This is a genomic window from Bradyrhizobium sp. Mp19 (assembly GCF_029952935.1).
GTDB lineage: Bacteria > Pseudomonadota > Alphaproteobacteria > Rhizobiales > Xanthobacteraceae > Bradyrhizobium > Bradyrhizobium elkanii.
In genome coordinates, this window is record NZ_JASAUT010000018.1 from 1 (window position 1) to 26,407 (window position 26,407).

The following is a 26,407-nucleotide window of genomic DNA, read 5'->3' on the forward strand; positions in this document are numbered from 1 at the left end:
CACGGCGTCAAGCGCCAAGGACCCAACGGCTTCCCGCCCACCCTCATCCTGACAGACTTCCAAGACACAGGGACCCAGTAAGATCTTGATCTTCTTGGTGGGCCCGGCAGGACTCGAACCTGCAACCAGACCGTTATGAGCGCAGCGAACATCCGGAATATCTGAGCATTTTCAACAAAGCTCGCGCATTCTTGCGCACGTTCGTGCGCGTTTGTTCACGGGGTTTCTGTGGGATTTCTGGTGGGCGGCTTTTCTTTCCTTGCGGCTGCGGCCCATTTGATCATGTCGGCTTTCGGGTGGAGACCGGAAGTCATGCGCCGTCGACAGAAACGACGCGATTGACCAAATTCGGACCTATCGAAATCGAAAAAGCACTTAACTTGGATGGGACTGAAGGGCTGAGACGGGCGCCACTGCGGAAGTCCTTTTGTCGCCGTAAAGGGATTGAACCCCCGTTCTGCAAGAGCAGCCCACGAAGCTGCGCCAAGATGTGGCAATCGGAAATAGAGCCGTGGCTTGGCCGGATCGGTATCCAACATGAACCCAGTCGGTAGCCCTCGGACACTTGTGGCATAGAATCCGGCATCCGGCGACCTCTGGGATTCGATGACAGCGACCAACGATTTTGCCTCTCCAGTCCTGCCGAGCAATTCCAGCAAGAGAGCCATTTGGCCGGTCCCTTCGGTCCACACACCATCTCGGTCTTCACCGTAAGAAAAGCCCTTGTCGACGCTCATTCGCTGTTCGGCGGTAGTAATTGCCGATGCAAATTTCTTGGCCGCTCCGGCGAGTGCCATTAAGGGCCAGACTTGAGCATCAAGTGCCAAAATCGGATTGCGCGTGACGCCGTCTTCGGCGGTGCCTGCTGCGAAACAGGCGCATGCCGGATCCCACATCGTATTTACGAAGTGCTCAGCAGCTGTTGCCATATCACGCCAGCGCGAATCGCCCGTGCGGGTTGCAAGAAGGCCAAACGCGGCGGCGAGGTCAGTATTGTGTTCGGTCGATTTCCATGTCCGTACGTCGGGCGTCGGTTCGTGCCCAAAAGTACCGCCCGTGAAACCGCCAGTACCGCGCGTGTCGGCCCATTGCGCGACCCAGGTGGCAAGCCGTGCCGCACCATCGCGGAACCGAGAGCTGGCACTCACATCGTCAATCGATAGCAAAGCCAACATTGCCCATGCAACGTTGCCATTATCGCTGCCCACCTGATATCGATCTTCTAACCACTTGTTCTGAGTATTGTCCCACCAACCCGGAAGTTTGGCGAAGCCACTCGCCACCACACCCGCGGCGTAAGCGTTCCGGAGCCGTCCATCATGCCAGGTCCGGTCGTTATCGATGGCCCAGAGAATCGCCGTGCCGATCCGAGATGCTTTGTCTCGCTCACCGCAACCGACCAATGCGATGGCGGCCACCGCATTGTCATAAAGGTATGCGGCGCCATGGAGAGGCCCCGATTCCACGGTCGGATAGCTGGGCAAGAACAACGGCCCTGGCGGTGCCTTGTCGATTAGACCAGCGAGGTAACCGCATGCAGACGCTTCTGGTGTTGCTAAAGCCCGTAGTGGAGTGGCGGCAATAATGATTATGAAAGTCGTTACGATCCATACGGAGGTTTCTATTCGGGCCACTTGCTGTTCTCCGGGGTGGACGACGATCCTATATACCCATCGGCGATATCTGGACGTGGCCCATCTTGGACCTGCGAACGTCGCCAGCCAATGTCCGATTGTCGCGCAGAAGCAGACGTCGTAGCAGCCGACTTTCCTGTTGAATGACGTACGAGCACGCCGTCTCAGACGGCCAACCATATGATCGTCATTTGCGCGAATCCGTCCGCGTTCGACGACATTCGTTCGACTTCGTCGTAGAATATCTGTGGGGAAAATCACCGGCAAAGCGGCACGCAGTTCGGTAAGTGTTTGATCTTGCAGTGGTGGGCCCGGCAGGACTCGAACCTGCAACCAGACCGTTATGAGCGGCAGGACAAGGGATGCGGCCGTTGATTTTTCAGCATTTTTTGTGATGGTTGGCCGCGTTTATCGCTCTTGGAGGGATCGTTTCTGGTGCGAAACTGGTGCGGTTGGCCGAGCTTCCGATCCCGACCGCCGAACGGCCTGGCTCGTAGGTTCGACTTCCACTCTCTCCGCCAGCTCCTTTGCGCCCTTCACATCGACGACATACCGCGGACCTGCCGATCGGCATCGTTCGACGGGCCGCGCGTCGCGAATCCAGTGCTCGCCGCCAGCGCTCAATGTTCCACGAGTGGCGGCACCCATCACGCCGGTGGTGCGGCCGCGATCGGCCTCGCTCCAGCAGCTGCCAGCGCAGATCCCGACCAACGAACTGGAAGCCCTCGCGCCGGAAAGCGCGAACGCGAGCCGCGGTGCCGACCAAATACGGATGTGCAATTACGGCTTGTCGAGGATCGCGTCGATCATCCTGTTTATTGCCTCGCGCGCATCCATCCGCATTCTCGGATTGGGCTTGACCAATTGCAGAATGACATGACCATGCACCTCGACCAGCATCCGATCGACGGTCTCTTCGACCGGTAGGTCGCCACGGATTTCGCCGAGCTCCTTGCCTTCCCTGAAGAGCTTGATCCAGAACCGGCGCTGCTTGTCGAAGCGTCTGGTTTGAATCGCCTGAATTTCAGCGTCGCGGGTGCTCATTGCGACATAGTTTATCCAGAATCGCCACCAGCGCTCCTTGGGCGACTGCAATGCGTAGGATAGAGCAATGCGGCGAAGCTGGGCAGCTGGCGAGCCCTTATACTGATCCCAGTCGTCCGGCAATTCATAACCAGATTCCAGCGCAGCGGCGATCAATGCTTCCTTGCTGCGAAAATGGTACGTGATGGTGCCCAGACTTACCTTGGCAGCATCGGCAACTTGTCGCATCGTGAGATTCTCGATCCCTTGCTCCGCAATGAGATCATACACCACGCCGGCAATATGCTTCTGCTGCAATTGCCCGCGAGTTTCAGGCGGTGGTGTCCGTTTGAAGGAATTGACGCTCATTTGCGTTGTTGCGCTCGTGCGTTAGGTAGCCACGCTTGGCGTGTCAGTGTCGTAAGCGGAATAGCGTCCGCAATTCAGTCTTGATCACCTTGCCGGTACTGTTCCTCGGCAATTCGCGCAAGAACACCACGTGCTTCGGCTTCTTGTAGCTCGCCAGCTCAGAGGCGCACCATCGAATCAATTCGTCCTCGGTGAGCATCACATCCACCTCAGGCTCGATGAACGCGGCAACGGCTTCTCCGTAAACGTCGTCGGGGACGCCTACGACGGCGGCGTCGGCAACCCCGCTATATCGGAGCAGCACTTGCTCGACCTCCTTGGAGTAGATGTTGTATCCGCCGGATAGCACCATGTCCTTCTTGCGGTCGACAATATAGAGAAATCCATCCGCGTCGAAACGGCCGATATCGCCTGTCTTGAACCAGCCTTCCTGGAAGGCGTCTCGCATCGCCTGCGGTTGATTGAAGTAAGTCCTGAACAGCAGATATTGTCCGGGCAACCCGCATCTGACCCAAATCTCGCCTGCTTCGCCGGTGTTGACCGTCTGTCCGTCTGCATCGACGAGGCGCATTTCGACGCCGGGAGTGACGCGACCGACCGAAGCCCCATGGTCGAACTGTTCGTCCGGCTTGAGCATCGCCAGCGAGCCGGCCTCCGTCATTGCGAAAAATGAAAATATCTCGAGCTTCGGCAGCGCCTTTAGCAAACGCCGCTTGATCTCGGCTGGAAAGGCCTCGCCCGTTGCGACCAGCACGCGCAATGAACTGAATCGGGTCGGTTCAGCCTCGATGACGGGCAACATCATTCTTCCGACGGTCGGAACGATCGAAATCAAGCTGATCTTTTCGGCCTCGATCAGTTGCATCGCTTCATTCACGTCAAAGCGCGGCATGATATACAGTGTCGCGCCCAACACGGCCATGTTGCCGACCCGTGCAAATGCCGTGCGATGCGCAAGCGGCGTCGTCACGACGATGCGATCATCGGGCGACAGCTTCCAATACATCGCGTTCAGGAAGCCGTTTCCGACGATATAGTTCGCCTGCGTGGTGATGACGCCCTTGGGGTGTCCAGTCGTACCGGACGTGTAGGAAATCATGCAATCGTCGTGCTCGGAAGGCAGTTCAATTGGTTCCGGTTGACATGCGAGCATCGACGCAATGGAAAGTTCAGTCGGGTCGTCGGAAGGCCCGACCACGAAGCGGCGGACGGCGCCTCCACGGCAGATATGATCGACCACTTCACGCTCGCCTTCGCTGAAGAAGACCGCGGCTGGCGCCGCGTCAGCAAAGATGGTCGCAATCTCGTTGGTCGACAATCGCATGTTGATCGGCATCGCCAGCGCGCCACTCTTCACGATCGCGAAGAACACTGTGACGAACTCGCAGCAATTGGGCAGGCACATTGCCACCCGATCACCGATAGCAACGCCCGACTTCCGCAGTGCGGTCGCTATACGATCACTGTCCTCGTACAATTGACGAAACGTCACGCGGGTCTCGCCGCAGACGAGTGCGGCTTTGTCAGGGAACGCCTGCGCTTGCGCAGCCAGATAAGATGCAAGCTTCACGGCGCGACCCGTACAGGAGCGAAGTCGGGATAGACGGTCTCGTCGTTTAGCCGGTCCCAGCGAACCTCGACCGGCATGCCGATGACAACTTCGTCCTCTGAACAATCGACGAGATTGCACAGAAACCGCACTCCCTCCGCGAGGTCGACATAGGCACACAGGTAAGGCACCCGCGCCTCATGACCGGGCCAGGGCGAGCGCGTTACCGTCCACGAATAGACTGTGCCCTTTCCCGAGGTCTCGCGCCATTCGATCGTATGTCGGCCGGTATAGAGACTAATCGGCCGCGGATAGTGCTGGTATCTTTGCGTCTGTGTGCAGAACTGCAGCATGAGTTTGCCGCGCTTGGCCCCGCCCCAAAACTCCTTGGTATCGAGATAGGAGCCGATCTTCGGCAGTGGACGCTGGGGCTTGATGTTGTCGTTGATCATATTATTGCTCCAGGATCATCACGCCGGACGTACACCAGTTGCGCGCGTAGGGAATGCCGCCGATGCCGGTCACCATAGCATTCCGGGTTCTCTTGATTTGGCGCGGGCCGCCGTCACCAAACATTTGCCGAACGGCCTCAACCAGATTGAGCCCGCCGCCCGCGAGACCTGGTTGACCCGCAGATATCTGACCGCCTCCGGTGTTGAGGGGCAAATCGCCCTTGAACGTCATGTCCCGGCTCAGGACAAAATCCGCACCCGCACCCTGTGGGCAGAAGCCAATCTGCTCAAGCTGCAACATGATGGCGATAATGAAGTCGTCGTATGGATGGAACGACTGGATGTCCGAAGCTTCGAGCCCGGCCTGCTTGAGCGCCCGCGGGCCGACCTCAAGAAACCCGGAATCCATGATTTCAGTCATCGGCTCGGTCACCTTGTAGTGCGTCCTTTCCGCGTAGCCCGTCGGATAGACCGCCTTGAGACCCCGCCTCGTCGCTTCCGCTGCCGACATCACCAGAACGGCATTCGCACCATCACAGACCATGACGCTGTCCAGCACACGCAGCGGGTCGGAGACCAACTTCGAATTCAGATAGTCGTGCTCGGTCATCGGCTTGCGCAGGCGCGGACAAGCATTGTCATTCAAGATCGAGTGCTGCCGCTGGGTGACCGCCAGCTTTGCCAATGCGTCCCTGTTCAAGCCGTAGAGATGGTCATAGCGGCGCATGATCATGCCGAAGGCGCCGACAGGTCCGCGCAAGCCGGTTGGATATTGAAACTCGTGCCGCTGTGCACCTTGCTCCGGCGTCGCGCCACTGGATTGCGCGTCTGCTGCAAGAACCAACGCAATCGAGCACATGCCGCCGCGGATCGCCATTGCTGCCCGCGCTACGCCGCCGATGCTCGATACGCCGCCCAATCCCATCAGTTCGAGCCAGCTCGGCGAGATGCCCAGTACGTCCGCCATGTATTGCGCCCAAAATGGATTCGCGCTCTCGCTCATGGTCTCCGAAACGGAAAGCCCATCGATTTCAGACTTATCGACATTGGTCCGGACCAAGATCTCGTCGAGAGCGTCTCCCGCAAGCTCATAGGATGTACGCCCGGTGCGGACATCTATTTTTGTTTCAGAGTACCCTACGATCGCAACGTCTCTCATGGCGCCCTCTAACCGTCGACAGCAAACTGTACATCTGTACGAATAGTCGTACAAGTGTACAAATTGGATGCGCGCCGGCAGGACAGGCGACTGCTTCCGCGACATCCAGTGGGCCCGGTTGTCCGCCTCACGCTTCCGTCGAAGCAGGCCACCACGCGGATTCCGTTTCTGCGTTTGACGAGTGCCGGCGCGGACGGGCAGCGCGGCCAGCGAAAAATGACTGAGATCGAACCCTCAGGAGGTGGGCGCGCTTTCAGAGATCAGTGTGCCGAGTTCACCAAATTCCTTGAGGATGTCGGAAACTTCGGCGCCTGCTGCTTCAGACAGGGGAGACTGCGGTTCAGCGGGCAATCCGACGTCGTATCCCTGCAAGCCAAGGCCATACTTGATGCAGGCTGCCAGGTTGAACCTTGCGAAGACCTCGTTGACGCGCCATAGCCGGCGTTGAAGAGCAGCCGCCTCTTCCCAGCGCCCGGCGACTGACAGATCATAAAGTCTGACGCTCGTGCGGGGCAGGATGCAGGCCGGACCTGCCATCCATCCCAATCCTCCCAGCATCATGACGGCGACCGGAACGTGAGAAGAAGCTGCAAAGATGCCAAGTTGGGGGCATCGGTTCATGATTGAAAGGAGCCGCCCCGTGTTGTTGGAGGCGTCTTTCACGTACTGAATTTGGGGATGGTTGGCGAGGCGTTCGATAACGTCAATCGAAAGGTCGGTCTTCTGGAACTGGGGATTTGTGTAGATCAAGAGTGGCAAAGCGACCGAATCCGCAACGGCACGAAAGTAGCTTTCGATTTGCCTCTCATCCAACGGGAAGTATGACTCGAGTACCAGGAGGATGCAGTCAGCTCCCAGTTCCTTGCAGCGCCTGGCTTGCCGGATGGCCTCGCGAGTCGTGGTGGCTGCGACGCCGGCGATAACAGGCACCCGCCCTTGGGTCGCATCGGCAGTGTGTCGCACGACGTCGGCACGAGCGTCGGCATTGAGATAGGCATATTCGCCCGTCGAACCGAGAGCTGCGAGACCATGCACGCCGGCCTTGATCAGATCATCGCAAATGGCCCGTAACGCGGGACCATTGACAGTCCCGTCGCTTCGAAGCGGCGTCGGAAGATAGGGAAACACTCCTCGAAACTTCGTCATAGACCGCTCCGCCCAGGTGCATCTGCCGCAAAGTATACCTATGTTGACTATTTGGTCAACTAAGGACATCATGCGGCGGAAACAATCTGGCCCCGGCTCTGCGGAGGGGTGGCGAACAGAGGAGATGGTTTGCATGGCCATGACCATGAACGGCGAAGTCCAGCTTCTGGCGTCTCGTGAGGCGGTATGGGCGAAGTTGAACGATCCCGAGGTGCTCAAGGCGTGCATTCCCGGTTGCGAGGAGCTTGAACCGACGGACGACGGCGGCTTTCGTGCGGTCGCCAAAATGAAGGTCGGCCCGGTGTCGGCCCGCTTCAAGGGACGCGTAACGCTTAGCGATCTCGACCCGCCCAATGGCTACAAGATTTCCGGTGAAGGAGAGGGCGGAGTCGCCGGCTTCGCCAAAGGAGGTGCGACGGTGCTTTTGGTTGAAAAGGACGGTGGCACGCTGCTGACTTACAATGTCGAAGCCCAAATCGGCGGGAAGCTTGCGCAGTTGGGGCAGCGCCTGATCCTTGGCTCGGCCAAAAAACTGGCAGACCAGTTTTTCGGCAACTTTGCCAAAGAAGTACAGATCTGAGTCATTTGACGGGCCGATCACGCATTCCACGAACCGACGTCCCCCGAGACGATCCTAGAGGGCAGCGCGGATCGACGCGGTGAGCAGCAGCTCCGGTAAGACCGCCAGTCTGCCTCTATGTTGACTAGTTAGTCAACATAGAGTACAACCCGGATGACGTGGCGGCACCAGTTGTGGTCGGCTTTTCCATCTAAGGCGATATGCGAAAGGTTGGGCCGGTGCCCGCCGACGCTAGGCGAAACCAGATTGTTTTGAAGACAGGAGAACTAGATGGCTACGGCAAGGCACGCTCGCTCGAAGGAGCTTGAATCGGCTTCATTGGAGCAGATCATGGATCGCTACGTCGCGCGTTATGCCGACCGCCGCGCGGATTGGGCGGCGTTCGAGGACGCCAAGATCGAAGGCTTCAAGCGCGCGCAACACCGCTTCATCGGCGCTGGCGGCTCGGGCAAGCACAACGACGTCGCGGCGATCCCGCCCGGGAATTTCACTCTTTCGATCATGTTCGTCCCTCCCGGGCAGGGCAATGCCGCTCATACCCATGAGGTCGAAGAAGTATTCTTTGTCCTGCAGGGGCACCTCGACGTCTTCGTGCAGGACGAAGATGGCCGCAAGATCAGCAAACGCCTGGGTCCATGGGAATGCATTTCCTGTCCGGCCGGTGTGATCCACGGCTACGATAACAACAGTCTCGAGCCCGTCTACTTCCAGGTCATGCTCGGTCGCGCCAAGCCCGAAACGATGGGGTACGCGGATGACGAGCTCTACAAGCGCCGCGATGAGCACTTGAAGGCGTCGTAGGAGGCCAGTTTCTCCCGAGCGCCTGAGCCTTTCTGTGACGGAGGGGATGGCGCTGAACTCGGGCCGGCGGATCACGCAAGGATCAGGCCGGCCCGCTTTTTGATCGTTTGGATCAAGCTGTACGGCGCCAGCACGGATGTTTTCGGATTAGACGGCAAGGTCGCTGATCGAATCGAAGCCGAAATCTCGCCGAACGCGCCGCGCGCCACAAACGAGTGATTGTTGCCGTCGGCGGCAGGATCGACAATCAAGCGCACTTTCGTTTTCTCGAAGCCGAGCCCGGCCAGCGCCAGTGCCGCGACGACGTTGGCATTCTGCGGAAACTGGAGCGCGGCCGTTCGTGCATCGGATTCGAAAAACGCGGTCGCCTGCCTGACGGAGATCAGATCGATCAATTGCTCCGCCCGGGTACCTTTCCAAGCCTGCGGCGACTTGCGGCCGGAATATTCCACCGAATCGAGGCCGGCTTCACGAGCGGCGCTGACCGCATCGATGCCGCCGAGTGCGCCGCCTGGTATCAGCAGGCGGCCGCCTCCATCCGCTGCTGCCTTTCGCAGCGCATGCTCAAGTACCGAATCTGCCAACGCGCCGACTGAAGCGACCAGAAGATCCGTTCCGTGCCGGAGGATGGCTTCGCCAACGTCGCGCAAGCTCCCGTGACCCGCGCACTCGACCACCAGTTCGGGGCCGGTTGCCAGGAGAGCTTCGAGGCTGTCGACGACGGGAACTGAACACGCTTCGGGGCGTGGGAGCGAAAACGCCGCGCTCACCTCGATGGACCGATCGGCTTGCAGATGCTCATGACAAAGCTTCCGATCGCCCCGAAACCAATGACCGCAACCCTCATGATGGCCTCCAATCCCGGACGATTACGCATCTCCAAATCATGTTGACTATATAGTCAACATAGTGTCAAGCTTTCGGCTTCTGCACGCAAGCCGTGCCGAAAACTCCGCGCGATCGAGGTCGCGCTCCTGGGCGGCTTCACTCAAACGGGAAGAAGAAGATGACCACGACTGATGTCGGTACCTCGGCTTCGACGGCAGCGTCCGCAATGGATCAGGTATTCCCTGTGAGAAACCCTTACAGCGGCGGCGTCGCTTTCAACGTACGACCTGGCGGTCCGGCTCGGCTCGCGAGCAGTGTGCGCGTAGCGAAAACGGCGTTCCGGACGTATCTCAGGACTCCCGCCCATCAGCGCGCCGCATGGCTCAGCGGGGCCGCAGCTGCAATGGAGAGCGTGGCCGTCGACCTCGTCGAGATGACCATCGCTCATATCGGCAAACCCCGTAAGGCAGCCGAAATGGAGGTCAAGCGCAGTGTCGCGTTTGTCCGCGCCTGTGCGACGCATTTGCACAGCTTGAAAGGCGAGCTGGTGCCGGTCGACATGGTGCCCAACGGCGCGGCGTTGTTCGGCTTTACTCGTCGCGTGCCGTATGGCGTGGTGGCTGCGGTCACGCCGTTTAACGCGCCCTCGAACCTCTTGGTGCAAAAGCTTGCTCCCGCGCTGATTACCGGCAACGCGGTCATCATCAAGCCATGCCTGGAAGGCACGGAGATCGCTGGAGCAATCGCCAAGGCTTTCATCGCCGGCGGCGTCCCGGAGGGGCTGGTGCAAGTCCTTCCCGGTGATCGCGAGGAGGCGCTTGGCTTGGCCGCTCACTCCGATGTCGATGTCGTCACCTTGACCGGAGGCACTGCCGCAGGGGATGCGCTGGCCCGGGCAGCCGGCGCGAAGCGATTTATCGGCGAGCTGGGTGGAAACTCACCAAACATCGTTCTTGCCGATGCCGATCTCGAGGATGCGGTGAAGCGCATCGTTCCGTCGTCGTTCGAGGCGAGCGGTCAGCAATGTATCTCGACGCAGCGCATCATTGTGGAAGCGTCAGTATTCGACGCATTCCTTCGACGCTTCATTGATGCGGCAAAGCGCCTCAAAGTGGGCGACCCGACGCTACCTGACACCGATCTCGGTCCAGTCGTCTCGTCGCGCGCAGCCGCAAGGATCACCGCGATGATCGATGACGCGCGTGGTCGCGGTTGTCGGGTCGAGACCTGCGGTGAAGTGGTCGATTGCATAATTCCGCCGACGATCGTGGTTGATCCGCCCGTAGGCACCCGGTTGATCAGGGAAGAGGTATTCGGACCCGTCGTTGTGGTGATGCGCGCCAGCGATATCGATGATGCGATCCGCATAGCGAATGATTGTGAGTTCGGTCTGCAGGGATCGTGCTTTACGTCAAGCCTCGCGAACGCGTTGCGGATGTCCGAGGAAGTCCACGTCGGCTCACTCTGGATCAACGAAGCGAGCCGCTTCCGGCTCGACAATTATCCCTTTGGCGGCGTCGGTCGATCCGGAGTTGGACGCGAGGGGCTGCCCTACGCGTTCGAGGAATACACGCAGCCGAAATTCACCGGCATTCGGCTACCTTGAGCAGATCGCGATCGGGCTCCGGCAGACGCAGAAACCCGGGGACCAGGTGAACGCCCTCAGAAAGGGGGCCGTGACGCGATCTTGCATCAGGCGAGTTGAACCGAGGTCGCGTCGCACGTTTCAGCGATAAAGTCGAGGCAGGCCTGGCCCAGAACGTCCTCGGCGGTGTCGAAGTGCGCGATGATCGACGTGTGATTGTGGCCTTTCATCCAGGCGAACGGCGGTGCATGACCCTTCGCCGCCCCCAGTCGGTGGGCAAGCTCGAAGCAGTATACGTCGATCAGCGGATTTTCGAACTCGGAGCATGCGACGAAGGTCGGCGGACTAGAACTATCGACATGCGAAACGGGCGAGACATCGTCATAGGTCGAAACGTCAGGCCCGTAATATTCGGTGACACGCTTGGCATTGGGGTTGTCCGCTCTCGCATCCGCCCGTACGCGGCCGCTGACGATCAGAACGCCCGCGAGGCCATGCCCCGTCGCGGGCTGGTGCCGTCTATCATAGGCATAGCTTCCGACATGAGCGCCGCCGGCGGAGTGTCCCATCAGAAATATCCGATTGGGGTCGACACCCAGGTTTGCCGCGTTGTTCCGCATCCAATGCACGATGGCCGCGATGTCCCGGGTGGCTTCGGGATACCGCGCGTCGGGCGCCAGGCGATAGCCGGCGTTGATGCCGACGATCCCGTGGCGCGCGAAGTAATAGAGTACGTTCGCGTATATCTCCGTGCTGCGATGGCGGCTGCCCTCGGTGAACGCGCCGCCATGGACAAAAATCAGACCGGGCCGCGTTGTGGAACTGCCGTCAGCCGGTTGGAATACCTCGAACGCCTGCCGTTCGTGCGTTCCATATCTCACCGTCTCAGCCTGGATCCCGTCTTTCGGTGAAGACTTCAACACCCGGCTGAATTCCTCCACCATCAGCCTCACATGGCCCGTGGTGTCGCTCGCCCACTTTGGGCCAATCTCGGCCATCAGGACGCGGAGATCGGAAGGGATCTCGGGGCGCTTGGTCATCAGTCGACGTACCATCGTGTGTCTTCGCTGGTTCGCCAGTTACAGCTTGAGCAGTCGTCTGGCGTTATTGCCGACCAATTTACGTTTGTCGTCGATCGAAAGCTGAAGTTCTCGGATCCAGTTCATTCCATCCTTATTGTCGACGTAAGGGTAATCCACGGCGAACATGATGCGGTCGATGCCGAGCTCGAGCATGGTGCAGGTCAACGCCGGCGTCGAAAAGAAGCCGCTGCAGGTCACGTGGAAATGCTGGCTGAACTGCCTACGGAAGCCCAAGCCTTCCTGACCAGGGCGGGCCAAGGCCTGGTCAATGCGCCAGAGCAAGAACGGCAAGGTCTCGCCAAAGTGGCCGAGGATGATCTGTAGCCTTGGGTACTTTTCCAACGCACGGCTCAACACGAGCCGAATCGCCGCGGTCGCCGTTTCAACGGTAAATCCCCAAGCCGGCCGGATCACCGTGGGAAAATCGCGCGCATAGTCCTCGTAATAATACTTGGTGACCTCGGAATGTGGCACCGACGGATGCAGATAGATCGGCACATCGAGCTTTTCGGCGACCTCGAAGATTGGCCAGAAGCGTTTGTCGTCGATGAACAGGCCGTTGGTTAGCCCGTGGATCATTGCGCCCTTGAACTTGAGCTCATTGACGCAGCGTTCGAGTTCCCGCGCCGCCTGCTCGGGCACCGGTGTCGGCAGAGCAGCAAACGCGGCAAATCGACCGGGATGTCTGGCGCACGCCTCCGCAAGGCGATCATTGACCCGTTTCGTTAAGTCGACCGCGATTTCAGGCCGCAGCTTTTGGGCTGCGGGCGCTCCATGGGAGAGCACCTGGACGTCGATTCCCGCCTCATCCATCGCACGCAGCCTGGTGTCGCCGATCTCGGCAAGCTGATCGGCCACATGAGAGTTGTTCTCGCCGGCTGGGAAATGCCGCGCCATCTCGGGGTCCCAATAGTGTTCCTCGATGGCGATCACTGGTGTATCGTTGAACATGGCGAATGCCTCTTTTTGTACCTCTGGCCGGCGCTGGCTCCGGTGAGGTCGATCCACGGGCCGTCTCCGGTTGCGTCCAAAGCCTATTCGTTTGTTGACTATATAGTCAACATAAGACATAGTCCGGCCACGCCGTGAAGCGCTGATCCGGCGATGGCTGGGCCGAGCGAATTGCGAGCGCTCCTTTTCGTTCTTATTGGGTCGCGATGCAGACCGTAAGTCGGCCCATCGCGCATTGGTGGAGACAGAATGAAGCCGCCCGCTTTCGAATACGCCGCGCCCTCGACACTGGCTGAGGCCGTCAGCCTTCTCGCTTCGCGCAACGGAAATGCCAAGGTGATTTCCGGCGGTCAGAGCCTGATGCCGATGCTCGCATATCGTTTGGCTGCACCTGAGCTGCTCGTGGATTTGAGGCACCTGAAAGACCTCGCTGCGATCCGGATCGAGGCGGACGGCGTCCGGCTGGGTGCAAAAGTGAGGTGGTGCGATATCGAAAATGACCGGCGGCTCGCGGTCAGCCATCCGCTGCTCGCCGAAGCCATCAAGCACGTTGCCCACTACCAGATCCGCAATCGCGGCACCGTGGGCGGTTCGGTGGCGCATGCCGATCCATCGGCCGAGATGCCCGGCGTCGCCCTGACTTGCGATGCGCGCATGACGATCGTCGGCCCCGCCGGCACGCGCGTCGAGGCGGCGGCGGATTTCTTCACCGGTCCGCTGGAGACCAGCCTTGAGCCGGACGAAATTCTCACCGAGGTGCATTTGCCGGCGTGGCCGGCGGAACGACGGTGGGCATTCCTCGAATTTGCGCGTCGCAAGGGCGATTTCGCGATGGCTGGCGTTGCTCTTCATTACGATCTCGATGGCGGCGGCCGCATCACCGATGCGCATATCGGCGCGATTGGGATCGCCGACCGGCCAATCCGGCTCGCCGAAGCCGAAGCGGTGCTGAATGGCAATCAGGTGACCGATAAGTTGATTGCGATGGCTTCGGCAAAGGCACGGCAAACCGTCGATCCGCCGAGCGACATTCATGCGCCTGGCGCATACCGTGCAGCCCTTGTCGCGACGCTGCTCAGTCGCGGTTTAAAGAAGTCGGCCGTTTAGGAGTTTTAGATGAAGATCGAATTCAGCCTCAACGGAAAACCCGTCAGTGCCGACGTTGAACCTCGTACCACGCTTGCCGATTGCATCCGGGACGATCTTGGCCAAACCGGTACCCACTTGGCATGCGAGCACGGCGTCTGCGGCGCTTGCACGGTGCTGGTGAACGATGAGGCCGTCCGCTCCTGCCTTATGCTCGCAGTCCAGGCACAGGGCGAGCGAGTTGTAACGGTCGAGGGGCTTTCCGGAGATGAACTGACGCCATTGCAGACCGCGTTCCGCAAGCATCACGGATTGCAGTGTGGCTTCTGTACGCCAGGCTTCATCACCACGGCGCATGCGCTGTTGAGCCATGAGCCGTATGCGGACGAGGAGCGGATACGAGAAGTCCTTTCAGGCAACCTCTGCCGATGCTCGGGATATGTCCCGATCGTCGAGGCGGTGCTCGAAGCGCGCAGTTCTTACCAGGTTCCCGGGAGCAAGTGATGAAGGCCTCCAACTCGTATATTGGCCGCCCGATGGAGCGGGTCGAAGACTTGCGCCTGCTTCGCGGCAGGGGCACGTACGTCGCAGACGTCAACCGGCCGAACCAGCTTTATGCGGTGATCTTGCGGAGTTCGACGGCGCACGGCTTGATCAAATCGATCGATAGCAGCGCGGCGCTCGCGCTGCCAGGGGTACATCGCGTACTGACCGGCAAGGATCTGGGGGACAACGTTCCGCGGATTCCGCTGCGCTTGCAGCCGTTGCCGCAGCTCGAAACGTTTCATCAGCCGGTGATCGCCGATGGCAAAGTCCGCTATGTCGGTGAGCCTGTCGCGGTCGTGATTGCCGACAGCGCGGCCATGGCTGAGGATGCGCTGGAGCATATCATTTTGGATATCGAGCCGCTGCCAGCCGTGGCCAATCGCGAGCATGCCGAAGCCAAGCGATCCGTATTGTTCGAAGATCATGGTTCCAACGTCGCGATCACCTGGAAGGCGTTTCGCGGCGATGCCGACGATGCGTTCAAGAACGCGGACTACATCCGCCGGGAGACGTTCAAGGTCCAACGCCACGCTGCAATGTTCATGGAGCCGCGAGGCTTCGTGGCCGAATGGGATGCGGTGGCCGGGAAACTGACGGTGTGGGGCGCGGCAAAGACTGCCTGGCATAACCGCCGCACGCTTGCCGCCCAGCTCGACCTGCCGATCGAGGCGGTGGATCTCATCGAGGTCGATGTCGGTGGCGGCTTTGGTTCGCGTGGCGAGTTCTACCCGGAAGACTACCTCATCCCTGCAGCCGCGCGCATCGTAGGCCGTCCGGTGAAATGGACTGAGGATCGCCGCGAACACCTCATGAGCGCCAACCACGCGCGCGATATGGAATGCGACGTCGAATTCGCGACGACGCGTGACGGTCGCTTCATAGGTCTGCGTGGGCAAATCTGGTCGGATATCGGCGCCTACGTGCGCACCAACGGATCGGTCGGTCCACGGAATATCGCGCAATATATGTGCGGTCCATACTGCATGGAGCATGTCGACCTGAAGAGCTCGATGCTGACCACCAACAAGACGCCGTGCGGGACCTATCGCGGCCCAGGGCGCTACGAGACCGATTTCGTCCGCGAACGCATGATCGATCTGGCCGCCCAGGACTTGAAGATCGATCGGATCGAACTTCGTCGTCGCAATCTGGTGGCCGACGCGCAAATGCCTTATCCGCTGCCTTCGATCACGCCCTACGACAGCTCGACCGAGCTCGATAGTGGCGATTATCACACCGTTTTTGACCGCTGCTTGAAAGAATTCGACTGGGAAGAAAAGAAAAAGCTGAGTGGTAAGTTGATCGACGGTTACTACCACGGCATCGCGATCGGCAGCTTCATCGAGGGTGGCGCGGCGGGGCCAAAGGAAGAAGTGCGCCTGGTGCTGGAAACCGACGGTGCGCTGTCGGTGTATATGGGATCATCCTCGGTGGGGCAGGGCCTGGAAACCATCATGGCCCAGATCGCGGCCGACGCGATGGAGATGCCTTACCACAAGATAACGATCCTTCATGGATCGACCGCCTACGTGAAAGATGGTTACGGGGCGTATCACTCTCGTTCGACCGTGATGGGCGGCTCGGCCATTCTGTTGGGCGCCGAAAAGCTCAAGGAGCTGATCAGGAAAACGGCAGCGGAGCGGCTCGGCTGCAAGCCGGAGGAAGTGATCGTCGATAGCGAACGCGCCAGCTTCGATGGGAACCAGCTTTCGTTTGCGGATCTGTCGGAAGCCCCCCTTGAGGTCGAGGCCGAATTCTTCAATAAAAAATATACCTGGGCTTATGGCACGCAAGCTGCGCACGTCGCCGTCGATCCAGGCACGGGTCATGTCAAGGTGATAGAGGTCATGTCGGTCGAGGATGTTGGCCGCATGATAAATCCGCTGACCTTGCACGGTCAGGCTATCGGTTCGATGGTTCAAGGCCTCGGCGGCGCCTTCCTCGAGCACTTGGTGTATGACGACGAAGGACAGCTCCTGACGGGCTCTTTTGCCGACTATCTGCTGCCCACCGCCTCGGACTTTCCGAAACTGGATTCGGTGACGCTTGAGCTCAGGCCGTGCCCGAACAACCCGCTCGGTGCCAAGGGCGCCGGCGAGGGTGGGCTTATTCCGGTGGGGGGGCTTATGGCCAACGCGGTGGCGGACGCGCTGTCCCATCTCAATGTTCAACCGATGCAGCTGCCGCTGTCGCCGCCGCGGATCTGGCAACTGGTCGAGGAGGCGGAGGCATCGCACGCTAAAACCTAGTCATTTTGCATTTGATTTTCGGGTGCGGTTGCGCTCTGTTCGTGCAGCAAAATGGGAGCGTCCCCAGCCTGAGCGTCGGTGAATGCAAAGGCCGTTGGCGAAATGAATGCTTCCAGGGTATTGCTCTTGTAGACGAAGGGAGCCGCGTCTTGGCGCGTCGTAGCAGTGATCCGGCTCGCGTACGCGAGAAGATCTTGAAGCTGGCGATCGAAGAATTCGCCCGCATCGGGTTCGAGGGCGCACGGGTTGACCGCATCGCGGAGCGCTGCGGTCTCAGCAAGAACATGTTGTACTACTACTTCAAATCCAAGGAAGGCTTGTTTGTCGCCGCCCTGGAGCGGATGTACGAAGACTTTCGTAATCAACAGAGCGATCTTTCGGTGCGCGCGAGTGATCCTGTGCTTGCGCTGAAGCAGCTGATCGAGCACACCTTCGTGGCGCTCGAGAGCAATCCGAATGCGATCCGCCTGCTGAACGAAGAGAACAAGCACCGCGGAAAATATATCCGCAAGTCGAAGCGGATCCGGGAGCTCTACAATCCGCTCGTTGAAACTCTCAGTTTCATCCTGGAGCGCGGTAGTCGAGACGGAACTTTTCGTTCCGGTTTGGACCCCGCAGTCGTGTATCTGACACTCTCGTCGCTGTGCTATCATTACCTCTCCAACCAATACACGCTGGAAAATGCGCTCAATAAAGACTTGAGCTCAGCATCGTCGCGAGAACATTGGCTCAAGCACGTTACGAATCTCGTCCTGCAGTATTGCGTGTTGGATCCCGGCGCGGCGTTAGAACGGAAATCAAACGTCAAAGCGCTCGCAGAGACCCCTGGCTAAGCATTCGTTTCACCCTGTTCGAAGGAAGATGAGCTGCTTCTTACAAGGCATTTCTTGATCGTGCATCAAGCGAGACGCTTGAAAAGAGTGCAGCTGGCAGGGTCTACGTAGAGGTCCATCTCGGTCTAACGCCCTCGATCCGCTCGCCAAGATCTGCTCTTGAGCGGAACCAGCGAACTGTGGCGCGCCAGCTCGCCCGCAGCAGATCACCATGCTGGCAACATTGGAAGTTGAAGCTGCCCAACCGCCAGAGCGCAAGGCGAGGGCATTCCGGATGCCTCTTGCGGCAAACTCGAATGTACGTGCGATCACTGGCGGCGACCGGCTCCACGAGCATCTCAACATAAGCGCGCGATCGGGCGATCCTGTCGCGATCAAGGCAGCCCAAAATTCACGCTGGACAAATTCAAAAATTCAGTTAACTGAATAGTCAACAGAAATAGAAAACGGCGCATGTGGCGCCTTGGCGTAGTTCTTGCTCCCCTCGAGAGCGACTGTCAGCCCTGTGGGAAGGAAACAATGATTGCTTTGAAAGCTAACGTGGAGGGTGGCGCATATGGCGCTCTGGTTCCGAACGCTGGCGGATCGAAACCGCCGATGATTCACATCGCTGGTCTTGAGAAACGGTTCAGGACGCGTTCCGGCGAAACCGTAAACGCGCTCACAAACGTCGATCTCGATATCCAGGAGAACGAGTTCATTTCGGTGGTTGGTCCGAGTGGGTGCGGCAAGACGACGCTGCTACGCATCCTCGCGGGTCTCGAAGGCGCATCGTCAGGCGTCATTCAATGCGACCAGACACAGATCACTGGGCCGCGCCCGGACGTCGGCGTGGTGTTCCAGCAAGCGACGCTCCTGCCATGGAACACCGTATTGGCCAATGTCCTGTTGTCGGCACACCTCAAGAGCGATCGATCGGAAGCGACGGTAAGGCGCGCCGAGCGCCTGCTGGCATTCATGGGGCTGAAGGACTTCGCGCAGAAGTACCCCTTCGAACTGTCCGGCGGCATGCAGCAACGTGTCTCGATCTGCCGGGCATTGATGCGCGAGCCGCGGATCCTGCTGATGGATGAGCCGTTCGGCGCGCTCGATGCAATGACGCGCGAAGCGATGAACATGGAATTGATGCGGGTCTGGTCCGAAGAAAAGAAGACCGTCATCTTCATCACTCACAGCATCCCGGAGGCGGTGCTGCTCGGCGACCGTGTCGTGGTCATGTCGCCGCGACCGGGCCGGATATCCGAGATCATCGACGTCGACGTTGGCCGGCCGCGTACGCTGCAGACAATGGCAACTCCACGCTTCGGAGAGATCTGCGATCACATCCGGAATATCTTCGGAGCACAATCCTTGACGACGACATCGCTATGAGCAGTCCAATGACCCCATCGCGAGCCCACCTGTTGCAGTCAATCGCCGTCGCCGTAGCGGTGATCGCATTCTGGGAAGGCGTTTGCCGCCTATTCGCGGTCTCGCCCATCGTGCTTCCCGCCCCGAGCTCGATAGTGTTCAGGCTGTATGCGCTGGTCACGAGCGGAATGATCTGGCCGCATCTCTGGGCAACGTTGGTCGAGGTCCTGAGCGGCTTTGTGCTCGGCTGCGCCGCAGGCTTGATTATCGGTGCGATGATCTCGCTCATTCCGGTTTTTGAGCGACTGGTCTACCCCTATCTCGTCGCGCTGCAAACCTTGCCGAAGGTCGCCATTGCGCCCCTCTTCATCATTTGGTTCGGCTATGGCTTGACGTCGAAAATCGTAATCACGGCACTCGTCTGCTTCTTCCCGGTGTTGGTCAGCGTGATCGCCGGCTTTCACTCCACCGATAAAGATCAGCTCGACATGATGAAGGCATTCGGTGCCACCAAATTGCAGACCCTAATGCGTCTGAGGATTCCGTCGGCATTGGTGTTGATCTTTGCCGGCCTCGAGATCGCTGCCGTCCTTGCTGTTATCGGCGCCATCGTTGGGGAGTTCGTTGGCGCTCAGGTGGGGCTCGGCTACCTGGTGGTTACGCTGAACTTCAGCATGGACGTTTCCGGCGTCTTTGCCGTGTTGATCATCTTATCGGCGATCGGCCTGGTGATGCACGGCCTGATGAGGTATGCCGCACGCAGGTACATCTTCTGGATCAGGCGTAGCGATGCGCCAGTCATGACGTGAAACAATTTAGGAGATAGCCGATGTCGACCATGTTGCGTAAGCGCGGACTATTAGGGGCGGCTGCCACCGCGATAATCGTTTATTTCGGCGGAATGCAGAGTGCGAGCGCCCTGGAAAAGGTACGCTTGCTGATTCCAGTTCGCAATATCGACGAAGCGTTCTCACCATTCGTCGTCGCCAAGGAAAAGGGCTATTTCGCATCCGAAGGCTACGACGTTACGCTGATCGCGGTCGGCGGCTCCAACGAATCGGCGATACAAGTGTCGGCGGGCAACGCGGAAGTCGGCGCCGCCTCGCCAGGTGAAGCTCTGGTTGGGGTTCAGTCCGGAAAGCTCGACATTCGATACTTCTACGGGCTCTACTATTCGAACATCTGGTCGGTCGCCGTCCTGCCTGATAGTCCGATCAAGGCGCTCGGCGACCTGAAAGGCAAGAAGCTGGGCGTCCAATCGATGGGGAGCGCCGGTACGACGTTTGGTCGCGCGTTCGTGCAGGCCGCCGGCCTGGATCCCGACAAGGATGTTTCCTTTCTGCCGATAGGTGTTGGAGCGCAGGCCGTCACATCGATCCGTCAGAAGTTTGTCGACGGGGCCGTCTACTGGGATGCCGCGCTCGCCAAGTTCAAGTTCTCCGGTCTCGGCATTCGCGAGCTACCGGTGGCGGAAAATCTGCGCGCGCTGCCGGATGTGGGCTTGCTGGCCCGCACACAGACGATCGAGAGCAATCCAAAGATGTTAACGGGAATTGGACGGGCCGTTGCAAAGGGCTACGACTACTCGATGGCAAATCCCAAAGCTGCGGTTCTGATCACTTGGAAAGCGTATCCCGAGGCTGCATCCAAAAACCCAGACAGCGCTGCAGCGCTTGAGGAAGGAATAACCGTCAATCAGGCACGGCTCGGCATTTGGAATACGCCTAAGATTGGTGACAAACACGGGACGTTTGTCTCCGACGATTGGAATCGGCTAATCAACTTCTTTGTCGACCAGAAGGTCTTACCGGCTCCCATAGCCGTCGATCACGTTCTAACGAACCAGTTCATAGATAGTATCAACAACTACGATCGAACCGCCATCATCAACGATGCGAAGAAGGACGGAAGCTCCAAGCTCCAGGGCGATTGAGGATCGTCACGCTCGGCGCCATACTGATTGCGAGAGGCCTTGTACGGCTACCCGTGCCAAACTGAATATAGCGCATCGCTTTCCCTCGAAACGGGATAGGGCATGTTAGGGCGAAGACGACGGATATCGAGCCCTTGTGACGGCGCTCGTCGGAAAGGTTATCGCCAACATGAGCAAGATCAAAGCAGTCTGCGTCTATTGCGGTTCCTCGCCCGGACACGATCTCGCCTACGTCGAGGCAGGCGAACGATTGGGACGCGCACTTGCTGCATCGGGATTAACGCTGATCTATGGCGGCGGAACCCATGGCGTGATGGGCGCAGTTGCTCGCGGCACATTGGACAACGGCGGCAAGGTCGGCGCGATCATTCCGAGATTTCTCACCAACTGGGAAACGACGACCGACGCGCTCAAGACGTTCGAAGACTTGACGATCACCGACACCATGCACGAGCGCAAGCACAGAATGTTCGAGCGTTCTGATGCCTTCGTGGCGCTTCCGGGTGGCATCGGCACCATCGAAGAAATCGTGGAAATCATGACCTGGGCCCAGCTTGGGCAGCACCGCAAGCCGATGGTCCTGGTGAACATCAAAGGCTTTTGGGCGCCGATGATGGCGATGCTGAACCACATACGCAACGCAGGTTTCCTTCATAGAGACCACCTGCTTCAGCCCATTGTCGTCGATCGTGCCGAGGATGTCATCCCTGCGATTGTCGCTGCCGCTGCTAAAGATGGCGCGCCCAAAGCCGGTGGTTCGTCGATCATCGACAAGATGTAGATCTCAACGTCCTCAGACGTCATGAGGCCAGGTGCCGTTGGCTTCTGATGTTGGCCCATAGCGACATGCTGCGCTGCCGCACGAACTTGGTCGCTATAGGAGCAAAGTGGACATAGTCACCACCAGCCACATGCCCCGCTGGTTTATAAGTACACGGCCTAGTGACTATGTGTTCTCTAAAATAATATGGGCGAGCTCTGCCGGCCTAGAGAAGAAGGAAGAATGGCTGGTATCGATGCTAATGATCTTCGCGCCGGGTACATCAGCGGCCATTTGACGTTGGCTTTCAATTGGAATCGCTTTGTCCATTGAACATTCGATAAAAACGCGAGGGATCTTGCCGAACCGATCGGCTGTTATCTCTGACACTACAGCGTAGGGCACGGTGCTAGTGATGGGCACGCAATTCTTGATAGCTATATTGACGTCATGGTCGCTACAATCGCCGTAAAACGCAGCCTTCACGAGGTCGCGCCGGGTTGTATCGAGCTCGAGACCGCGACCGTCGCCAACTAACTTAACTATCGCCAGGATTTCCCTTTTCTGAGGATTAGTGGCATCTGCTTTAGTATAATCCAAGACCGTTTTTCCTTGGGGGACCATGAACGCTGTAAGATAGATTAGCTTCGAAATCTTCTCCGGATACTTCTCCCCTAGATAAGTCAATGTGGCGCCGCCCATGCTATGGCCGAGCAATACGACAGGCTCTCTTGACTCTTGCAGCATTTTCTCTACGGGCTGCACATATTCTCCCATAGTCGAAAAGCTATCATATCGGCTCTCGTCGAATCCGTGTGACTTGAGGTCAGGCGTGGCCACAGCGCAACCCGCTTCAGCCAGAAAATTGCTGACTTTTTCAAAACAAGCGCCCCAGTGCCATGATCCGTGGACCATAATTATCTTCTGCCTGGTCGGCGGAGACGCTTCTGCCGATACTGCAGAGGCGGAGATGACAGAAAAAGCAGTTGCACCAGCAATTTTGAGCGCGTCACGTCGTTTCATAAATGTTTCCCCAAGTAGCTGTCGTACGGAAGTCGGTCGGGCATCGGAAGGCAATCCGACGGGCCGCCGCGAGCGATTTAATGCTCCAATTCGCCACCCCGAGGTCGGCTGCGAAGCTGGCCGGTATGGGCGGCCCAAACGCTGCTCAGTATCTCGTATTCCGAGACGTCCATCGGGTGATCGATAGGCGGATATTGAGCTAAGTTGCGCTGCAACGCTTCCAGCTGCTTGGCCAGCCCGCACCTCAGTGCTTCAAATACTCGCCGAAGTTTTTGAGAAGTCATCTAGTGTCTCCGAAGCAATAGTCGCCAGTGGCGGCCGCTTGGACCATTCGTCGACGGGTCTGAGGAGGGTCTGTCCAACCGTCACACACCAAACAGCCTCCGGTCTACGCGCGGATTTCTCCGCTCTAAAACGGTAACGTGGGCTCCCTTCATCCCTCGGGATCGCGCGGCGCGTATATTGCTAGATTGTGTTGACGGTATGGTCAACATGATTCATGGCAAATGCACCTCGGTACAGCGTACCGAATCGTCGGCGGGTTGCTGGCACTCATTAGCGATGACTCAATTTGTGCGACAGGGTCGAAAATGAAGCCGGAATTAAAGCGAGCGGCGTTGGTGTTGTTGGGGCGGCGCCGTGATGAACTTCACGGGTGGCGCGTCGGCGGGAGGAGAAATACGGGCCGGGCTGATACGTAGATTAAATCGGTCAAATGATCCCATGTAGATCCGCAACGTCCAGGGGGCCCAGTTGGCTTCGTGGCGTCTGTAGTCCGCATGGCACCAAGTTGAAGCCCACTTGAACCACGCCTCGTTTGCGGGCTTTGGTGAAGAAGGCCGAGGGGCTCTGCAGGGATTAGACCCAAGTGCGGTGGATCTGTCTACGTTCATGGAATCCTAGCGGAAACGATTGTCTACCAGATCTGATCGTTGTGAGTTTCCTGGTTGGCTCAGCTTGCACCTACCGACGGCTTATCCGCGTGCGACAATCCGAACGTCACGCTATGCTCTGGCCTTGCGGGAAGGGCAGTGGCTTCGCACTTTGCCTTGGCGGCACCATACCTCGCCGTCGATTGACACGGTCTGATCTGGACAGGGCGCGTCGTGTCGATCGGGAGCACCGTCTTGTACGAGATCTTCTTCAAGGCAAGATTGGATTTGATGCTGGATACACCCGAAATGCGCGATAGCTTGTTTACGATGAGATCTTCGAGGTCCTCAATATCCGAAGCCATGACGCGGAGCAGATAGTCGTTATCACCAGTCATGAGATAGCATTCCATCACTTGCTCCATGCGATCGATTGCACGGGTGAAGTTATCGAGTGAGTTCTGTACTTGCTTTTCGAGCCTCACCTGGATGAATGCGGTCACGCCAAGACCCAGCACGGAGGCATGGAGGATTGTAATTCTGCGATCAATCACGCCAAGCTTTTCGAGGTTTTTGACCCGGGCGAGGCAGGGTGAAGGAGAGAGGTTAACTCGAGCGGCGAGTTCGACGTTGGTCAGGCTCGCGTTCTGCTGCAATTCGTTCAGGATCTTGATATCGATTCTGTCCAGCGCCACCACGGTCATACTGTAGTCCTCCTATGGGCAAACGATACGACTGTCGAGGCCTCCCGTCCTGCGCGTTGCTCCGCACGGTGACATCTCGATGACAGCGATGCTAACGCTTCCCTCGGTTGCGGAATTTCGACAAAATGCCGACTTGTATCTAAAAACTGACAATCTGATCGGTATCCATGTTGCTTATCAGGCGTTGGAATCGTGAGAAAAATCGATCCCACATAGAATAGGTGAATCCGCGCCGAAGCGGCAGAACCTGCGGATTGGGGAAGCTCCGGCGAATGTTTGTGTTGCCGTATCTGAAAACGATCAGCAGATTCGGCAGATTACCAAGGGGAATTTTGGCTAGCCTGCAAGCATGGCAAGCTCCGATATTCTGCTGATAGATCGCGACGCCGACGTGGTTGTGATGACGATGAATCGTCCGCCGGCGAACGCTCTGAATATTGACCTGATCTCCGTCCTTCTGGATCGAATTCAATCCTTCGCACGAGATGAGGCTCCGCCGGGTATCGTCCTGACGGGACGTGGAGATCGCTTCTTCAGCGCCGGCGGCGACATCAAGGAGATCGCGACCGTCGAGGTGGCAACGCCACGGTTAAGGATGTTTCACGCGCTGCTGTGTGAAATGGAAAGGTATCCGAGCCCATTCATTTGTGCCGTTCGCGGTTACGCCGTGGGAGGAGCCTTCGAGTTTCTGCTGCATGCAGATTACGTGGTGGCAAATCCCGAATGCCAGGTCGGGTTCCCGGAGATCAATCATGGGCTGCTTCCCGCCGTGAAGGGCATGCGTCAAGCGGGGCGAATGCTCGGCCAGCGGGCTGCCAAGGAGTTGCTGTATTGGGGAGAGTTGATCGACGCGTCAAAAGCCCTCAGACTGGGTGCGGTCGATCAAATCGTTGACACGGACGAGGTTGCCAACAGAGCCAGATCGATTTGTCGTCAGCTCCGAAGCAAGGACAGAAAGCTGTTCGCGGCGATAAAGCGGTCTTTGAATCTCACCGGTCAGATGAGTGACGGTGAACTAGACGACATGACGATCGCGGATCTGCCGGCGTATCTGGACGAAGAGGGTTCTGCCGAAGCCAGAGCCCGCTTTCTGGCGAAGAACAAGAAGGTCTGAATGAGCGAGCCTGGATGGATGGGCGATCTGCGCCTGGAGCTCATGACATTCGAAGATGTCTCGATGGCTCTGAGCAGCGGGTTCCACACTGCGGTCGTACCTTGCGGGGCCGTGGAGCAGCATGGACCCCATCTGCCGCTTTGCATGGATGCGGACCATGCGGAAGCCCTCGCCACCTTGGTCGCCCGCCGCCTCGGTCGAACGCTTATTGCCCCGACAATAAGGGTCGGCTGCTCTTCCCATCATCTGACGTTTCCCGGCACCATATCGATACGTCCCGAAACGCTCGAGGCGTTGTGCTCGGACTATTGTGCCAGCCTGATGCGGCACGGCTTTTCCAGAATCATCTTCTTCTCTGGCCATATCGGCAACTTCCCGGTCCTCAGGGACATGATGCCGCGCCTTCGCGGGAGCGTTGAAGGACGAGCACGGATCGATGCTTTCGTCGATTCCGAGGCGTGGATGAAGGGGTGGCGGGAAGCGGTCTCCGCTGCCGGTGGCGATGAAGCCGCGGTAGGCGGCCACGCCGACATCGCCGAAACGTCACTGATGATGAAGATTCGTCCAGACAGCGTACGTATCGATCGTTTCGAACCAGGCCACATCGGCCTGCTGTCGCAGCACCAGCTGGAGCTGATGTGGAGGAACGGCATTTCCTCCGTCACGCAGAACGGGGTCCTCGGAGATCCTCGTGGTTCGACGGTTGCGATCGGGGAAAGCTGTCTTGAGCACATAGCCGACCTCCTGGTCGACGCGTTCGAAGACTGACCCGCTTCAC

General features: G+C 58.6%; 26 protein-coding genes. 14 read left to right on the forward strand and 12 right to left on the reverse strand.

The genetic code is table 11. The annotated features are described in order from the left end of the window. Window positions 1-215: 215 nt before the first annotated feature. From QJT82_RS20310 to QJT82_RS20335, 6 genes are all read right to left on the reverse strand, one after another. The gene (locus tag QJT82_RS20310; RefSeq protein WP_259244620.1) at window positions 216-1,418 is read right to left on the reverse strand and encodes a hypothetical protein; all 1,203 of its coding nucleotides are present in this window, start codon (window positions 1,416-1,418) and stop codon (window positions 216-218) included. A 996-nt stretch (window positions 1,419-2,414) separates the two neighbouring features. Further along, window positions 2,415-3,026, reverse strand: a complete 612-nt coding sequence (locus QJT82_RS20315) for a TetR/AcrR family transcriptional regulator (RefSeq protein ID WP_080583573.1) — start codon at window positions 3,024-3,026, stop codon at window positions 2,415-2,417. Window positions 3,027-3,069: 43 nt separating this feature from the next. Further along, entirely contained in the window at window positions 3,070-4,596 is a 1,527-nt protein-coding gene (locus QJT82_RS20320; protein ID WP_028342713.1) for a class I adenylate-forming enzyme family protein, read from the reverse strand. Then, entirely contained in the window at window positions 4,593-5,027 is a 435-nt protein-coding gene (locus QJT82_RS20325) for an OB-fold domain-containing protein (protein WP_016844824.1), read from the reverse strand. Before QJT82_RS20325 ends, QJT82_RS20320 begins: the two co-directional genes overlap by 4 nt. 1 nt (window position 5,028) lies before the next feature. Continuing rightward, entirely contained in the window at window positions 5,029-6,186 is a 1,158-nt protein-coding gene (locus tag QJT82_RS20330) for a thiolase family protein (protein ID WP_028342714.1), read from the reverse strand. Between the two features lie 234 nt (window positions 6,187-6,420). Further along, window positions 6,421-7,332: a dihydrodipicolinate synthase family protein gene (locus QJT82_RS20335; RefSeq protein ID WP_050994232.1), complete on the reverse strand. Its 912-nt coding sequence runs from the start codon at window positions 7,330-7,332 to the stop codon at window positions 6,421-6,423. Between the two features lie 133 nt (window positions 7,333-7,465). Here QJT82_RS20335 and QJT82_RS20340 point away from each other — a divergent pair, with 133 nt between their 5' ends. Both QJT82_RS20340 and QJT82_RS20345 read left to right on the forward strand, forming a co-directional pair. After that, the gene (locus QJT82_RS20340) at window positions 7,466-7,912 is read left to right on the forward strand and encodes a carbon monoxide dehydrogenase subunit G (RefSeq protein ID WP_028342715.1); all 447 of its coding nucleotides are present in this window, start codon (window positions 7,466-7,468) and stop codon (window positions 7,910-7,912) included. 330 nt (window positions 7,913-8,242) lie between these two features. Further along, window positions 8,243-8,713 (forward strand): cupin domain-containing protein, encoded by a 471-nt coding sequence (locus QJT82_RS20345; protein WP_077230984.1) that lies wholly within the window; start codon window positions 8,243-8,245, stop codon window positions 8,711-8,713. 71 nt (window positions 8,714-8,784) lie between these two features. On the opposite strand, the gene QJT82_RS20350 is transcribed toward QJT82_RS20345, so the two are convergent. Next, window positions 8,785-9,483 (reverse strand): aspartate dehydrogenase, encoded by a 699-nt coding sequence (locus QJT82_RS20350; protein WP_196238203.1) that lies wholly within the window; start codon window positions 9,481-9,483, stop codon window positions 8,785-8,787. A gap of 236 nt (window positions 9,484-9,719) precedes the next feature. Here QJT82_RS20350 and QJT82_RS20355 point away from each other — a divergent pair, with 236 nt between their 5' ends. Beyond that, window positions 9,720-11,147, forward strand: coding sequence for an aldehyde dehydrogenase family protein (locus tag QJT82_RS20355; protein ID WP_077230981.1), 1,428 nt, complete (start codon window positions 9,720-9,722; stop codon window positions 11,145-11,147). Between the two features lie 86 nt (window positions 11,148-11,233). Here QJT82_RS20355 and QJT82_RS20360 read toward each other — a convergent pair whose 3' ends face one another. Together QJT82_RS20360 and QJT82_RS20365 are read right to left on the reverse strand one after the other, a co-directional pair. Beyond that, window positions 11,234-12,166 (reverse strand): alpha/beta hydrolase, encoded by a 933-nt coding sequence (locus QJT82_RS20360; protein WP_051448004.1) that lies wholly within the window; start codon window positions 12,164-12,166, stop codon window positions 11,234-11,236. A gap of 39 nt (window positions 12,167-12,205) precedes the next feature. Next, the gene (locus QJT82_RS20365; protein WP_016844816.1) at window positions 12,206-13,159 is read right to left on the reverse strand and encodes an amidohydrolase family protein; all 954 of its coding nucleotides are present in this window, start codon (window positions 13,157-13,159) and stop codon (window positions 12,206-12,208) included. A 249-nt stretch (window positions 13,160-13,408) separates the two neighbouring features. On the opposite strand from QJT82_RS20365, the gene QJT82_RS20370 reads away from it, so the two are divergent. From QJT82_RS20370 to QJT82_RS20410, 9 genes are all read left to right on the forward strand, one after another. Further along, window positions 13,409-14,266, forward strand: a complete 858-nt coding sequence (locus tag QJT82_RS20370; protein ID WP_028342717.1) for a xanthine dehydrogenase family protein subunit M — start codon at window positions 13,409-13,411, stop codon at window positions 14,264-14,266. 9 nt (window positions 14,267-14,275) lie between these two features. After that, window positions 14,276-14,749: a (2Fe-2S)-binding protein gene (locus QJT82_RS20375; protein ID WP_016844813.1), complete on the forward strand. Its 474-nt coding sequence runs from the start codon at window positions 14,276-14,278 to the stop codon at window positions 14,747-14,749. Beyond that, window positions 14,749-17,040 carry a xanthine dehydrogenase family protein molybdopterin-binding subunit gene (locus QJT82_RS20380; protein WP_035632283.1) on the forward strand — a complete coding sequence of 764 codons (2,292 nt, stop codon included), beginning with the start codon at window positions 14,749-14,751 and terminating at the stop codon, window positions 17,038-17,040. The genes QJT82_RS20375 and QJT82_RS20380 overlap by 1 nt, the downstream gene beginning before the upstream one ends. Before the next feature lie 194 nt (window positions 17,041-17,234). Next, on the forward strand, window positions 17,235-17,873 hold the full coding sequence (locus tag QJT82_RS20385; RefSeq protein ID WP_016844809.1) for a TetR/AcrR family transcriptional regulator: 639 nt from the start codon (window positions 17,235-17,237) through the stop codon (window positions 17,871-17,873). A 211-nt stretch (window positions 17,874-18,084) separates the two neighbouring features. Further along, window positions 18,085-18,303 (forward strand): hypothetical protein, encoded by a 219-nt coding sequence (locus QJT82_RS20390; protein WP_155258647.1) that lies wholly within the window; start codon window positions 18,085-18,087, stop codon window positions 18,301-18,303. A 23-nt stretch (window positions 18,304-18,326) separates the two neighbouring features. Beyond that, window positions 18,327-19,244 carry an ABC transporter ATP-binding protein gene (locus QJT82_RS20395; RefSeq protein WP_245288814.1) on the forward strand — a complete coding sequence of 306 codons (918 nt, stop codon included), beginning with the start codon at window positions 18,327-18,329 and terminating at the stop codon, window positions 19,242-19,244. 32 nt (window positions 19,245-19,276) lie between these two features. Then, entirely contained in the window at window positions 19,277-20,032 is a 756-nt protein-coding gene (locus QJT82_RS20400; RefSeq protein WP_016844807.1) for an ABC transporter permease, read from the forward strand. Window positions 20,033-20,052: 20 nt separating this feature from the next. Beyond that, window positions 20,053-21,156, forward strand: coding sequence for an ABC transporter substrate-binding protein (locus tag QJT82_RS20405; RefSeq protein ID WP_077230983.1), 1,104 nt, complete (start codon window positions 20,053-20,055; stop codon window positions 21,154-21,156). Window positions 21,157-21,325: 169 nt separating this feature from the next. Continuing rightward, window positions 21,326-21,937 carry a TIGR00730 family Rossman fold protein gene (locus QJT82_RS20410; RefSeq protein WP_028342721.1) on the forward strand — a complete coding sequence of 204 codons (612 nt, stop codon included), beginning with the start codon at window positions 21,326-21,328 and terminating at the stop codon, window positions 21,935-21,937. A 165-nt stretch (window positions 21,938-22,102) separates the two neighbouring features. On the opposite strand, the gene QJT82_RS20415 is transcribed toward QJT82_RS20410, so the two are convergent. From QJT82_RS20415 to QJT82_RS20425, 3 genes are all read right to left on the reverse strand, one after another. After that, the gene (locus QJT82_RS20415) at window positions 22,103-22,939 is read right to left on the reverse strand and encodes an alpha/beta fold hydrolase (RefSeq protein WP_080686847.1); all 837 of its coding nucleotides are present in this window, start codon (window positions 22,937-22,939) and stop codon (window positions 22,103-22,105) included. 77 nt (window positions 22,940-23,016) lie between these two features. After that, complete coding sequence (locus QJT82_RS20420) at window positions 23,017-23,223, reverse strand: hypothetical protein (protein WP_125459174.1); 207 nt, start codon at window positions 23,221-23,223, stop codon at window positions 23,017-23,019. Window positions 23,224-23,891: 668 nt separating this feature from the next. Continuing rightward, window positions 23,892-24,515 carry an Lrp/AsnC family transcriptional regulator gene (locus QJT82_RS20425; protein WP_016841238.1) on the reverse strand — a complete coding sequence of 208 codons (624 nt, stop codon included), beginning with the start codon at window positions 24,513-24,515 and terminating at the stop codon, window positions 23,892-23,894. Between the two features lie 349 nt (window positions 24,516-24,864). Between QJT82_RS20425 and QJT82_RS20430 the strand changes: the two genes are divergently transcribed. Both QJT82_RS20430 and QJT82_RS20435 read left to right on the forward strand, forming a co-directional pair. Next, window positions 24,865-25,629: an enoyl-CoA hydratase/isomerase family protein gene (locus tag QJT82_RS20430; RefSeq protein WP_028342724.1), complete on the forward strand. Its 765-nt coding sequence runs from the start codon at window positions 24,865-24,867 to the stop codon at window positions 25,627-25,629. Beyond that, window positions 25,630-26,397, forward strand: a complete 768-nt coding sequence (locus QJT82_RS20435; RefSeq protein WP_028342725.1) for a creatininase family protein — start codon at window positions 25,630-25,632, stop codon at window positions 26,395-26,397. The last annotated feature ends 10 nt before the right edge of the window (window positions 26,398-26,407 follow it).

What these genes read in the sequence shown, in the direction of transcription:
- QJT82_RS20315 (WP_080583573.1), bottom strand. Translation starts at nt 3,026, where the DNA reads ATGAGCGTCAATTCCTTCAAACGGACACCACCGCCTGAAACTCGCGGG.
- QJT82_RS20325 (WP_016844824.1), bottom strand. Translation starts at nt 5,027, where the DNA reads ATGATCAACGACAACATCAAGCCCCAGCGTCCACTGCCGAAGATCGGC.
- QJT82_RS20330 (WP_028342714.1), bottom strand. Translation starts at nt 6,186, where the DNA reads ATGAGAGACGTTGCGATCGTAGGGTACTCTGAAACAAAAATAGATGTC.
- QJT82_RS20335 (WP_050994232.1), bottom strand. Translation starts at nt 7,332, where the DNA reads ATGACGAAGTTTCGAGGAGTGTTTCCCTATCTTCCGACGCCGCTTCGA.
- QJT82_RS20340 (WP_028342715.1), top strand. Translation starts at nt 7,466, where the DNA reads ATGGCCATGACCATGAACGGCGAAGTCCAGCTTCTGGCGTCTCGTGAG.
- QJT82_RS20345 (WP_077230984.1), top strand. Translation starts at nt 8,243, where the DNA reads ATGGATCGCTACGTCGCGCGTTATGCCGACCGCCGCGCGGATTGGGCG.
- QJT82_RS20355 (WP_077230981.1), top strand. Translation starts at nt 9,720, where the DNA reads ATGACCACGACTGATGTCGGTACCTCGGCTTCGACGGCAGCGTCCGCA.
- QJT82_RS20360 (WP_051448004.1), bottom strand. Translation starts at nt 12,166, where the DNA reads ATGACCAAGCGCCCCGAGATCCCTTCCGATCTCCGCGTCCTGATGGCC.
- QJT82_RS20365 (WP_016844816.1), bottom strand. Translation starts at nt 13,159, where the DNA reads ATGTTCAACGATACACCAGTGATCGCCATCGAGGAACACTATTGGGAC.
- QJT82_RS20370 (WP_028342717.1), top strand. Translation starts at nt 13,409, where the DNA reads ATGAAGCCGCCCGCTTTCGAATACGCCGCGCCCTCGACACTGGCTGAG.
- QJT82_RS20375 (WP_016844813.1), top strand. Translation starts at nt 14,276, where the DNA reads ATGAAGATCGAATTCAGCCTCAACGGAAAACCCGTCAGTGCCGACGTT.
- QJT82_RS20380 (WP_035632283.1), top strand. Translation starts at nt 14,749, where the DNA reads ATGAAGGCCTCCAACTCGTATATTGGCCGCCCGATGGAGCGGGTCGAA.
- QJT82_RS20390 (WP_155258647.1), top strand. Translation starts at nt 18,085, where the DNA reads ATGCTGGCAACATTGGAAGTTGAAGCTGCCCAACCGCCAGAGCGCAAG.
- QJT82_RS20395 (WP_245288814.1), top strand. Translation starts at nt 18,327, where the DNA reads ATGTGGCGCCTTGGCGTAGTTCTTGCTCCCCTCGAGAGCGACTGTCAG.
- QJT82_RS20405 (WP_077230983.1), top strand. Translation starts at nt 20,053, where the DNA reads ATGTCGACCATGTTGCGTAAGCGCGGACTATTAGGGGCGGCTGCCACC.
- QJT82_RS20410 (WP_028342721.1), top strand. Translation starts at nt 21,326, where the DNA reads ATGAGCAAGATCAAAGCAGTCTGCGTCTATTGCGGTTCCTCGCCCGGA.
- QJT82_RS20415 (WP_080686847.1), bottom strand. Translation starts at nt 22,939, where the DNA reads ATGAAACGACGTGACGCGCTCAAAATTGCTGGTGCAACTGCTTTTTCT.
- QJT82_RS20420 (WP_125459174.1), bottom strand. Translation starts at nt 23,223, where the DNA reads ATGACTTCTCAAAAACTTCGGCGAGTATTTGAAGCACTGAGGTGCGGG.
- QJT82_RS20425 (WP_016841238.1), bottom strand. Translation starts at nt 24,515, where the DNA reads ATGACCGTGGTGGCGCTGGACAGAATCGATATCAAGATCCTGAACGAA.
- QJT82_RS20430 (WP_028342724.1), top strand. Translation starts at nt 24,865, where the DNA reads ATGGCAAGCTCCGATATTCTGCTGATAGATCGCGACGCCGACGTGGTT.
- QJT82_RS20435 (WP_028342725.1), top strand. Translation starts at nt 25,630, where the DNA reads ATGAGCGAGCCTGGATGGATGGGCGATCTGCGCCTGGAGCTCATGACA.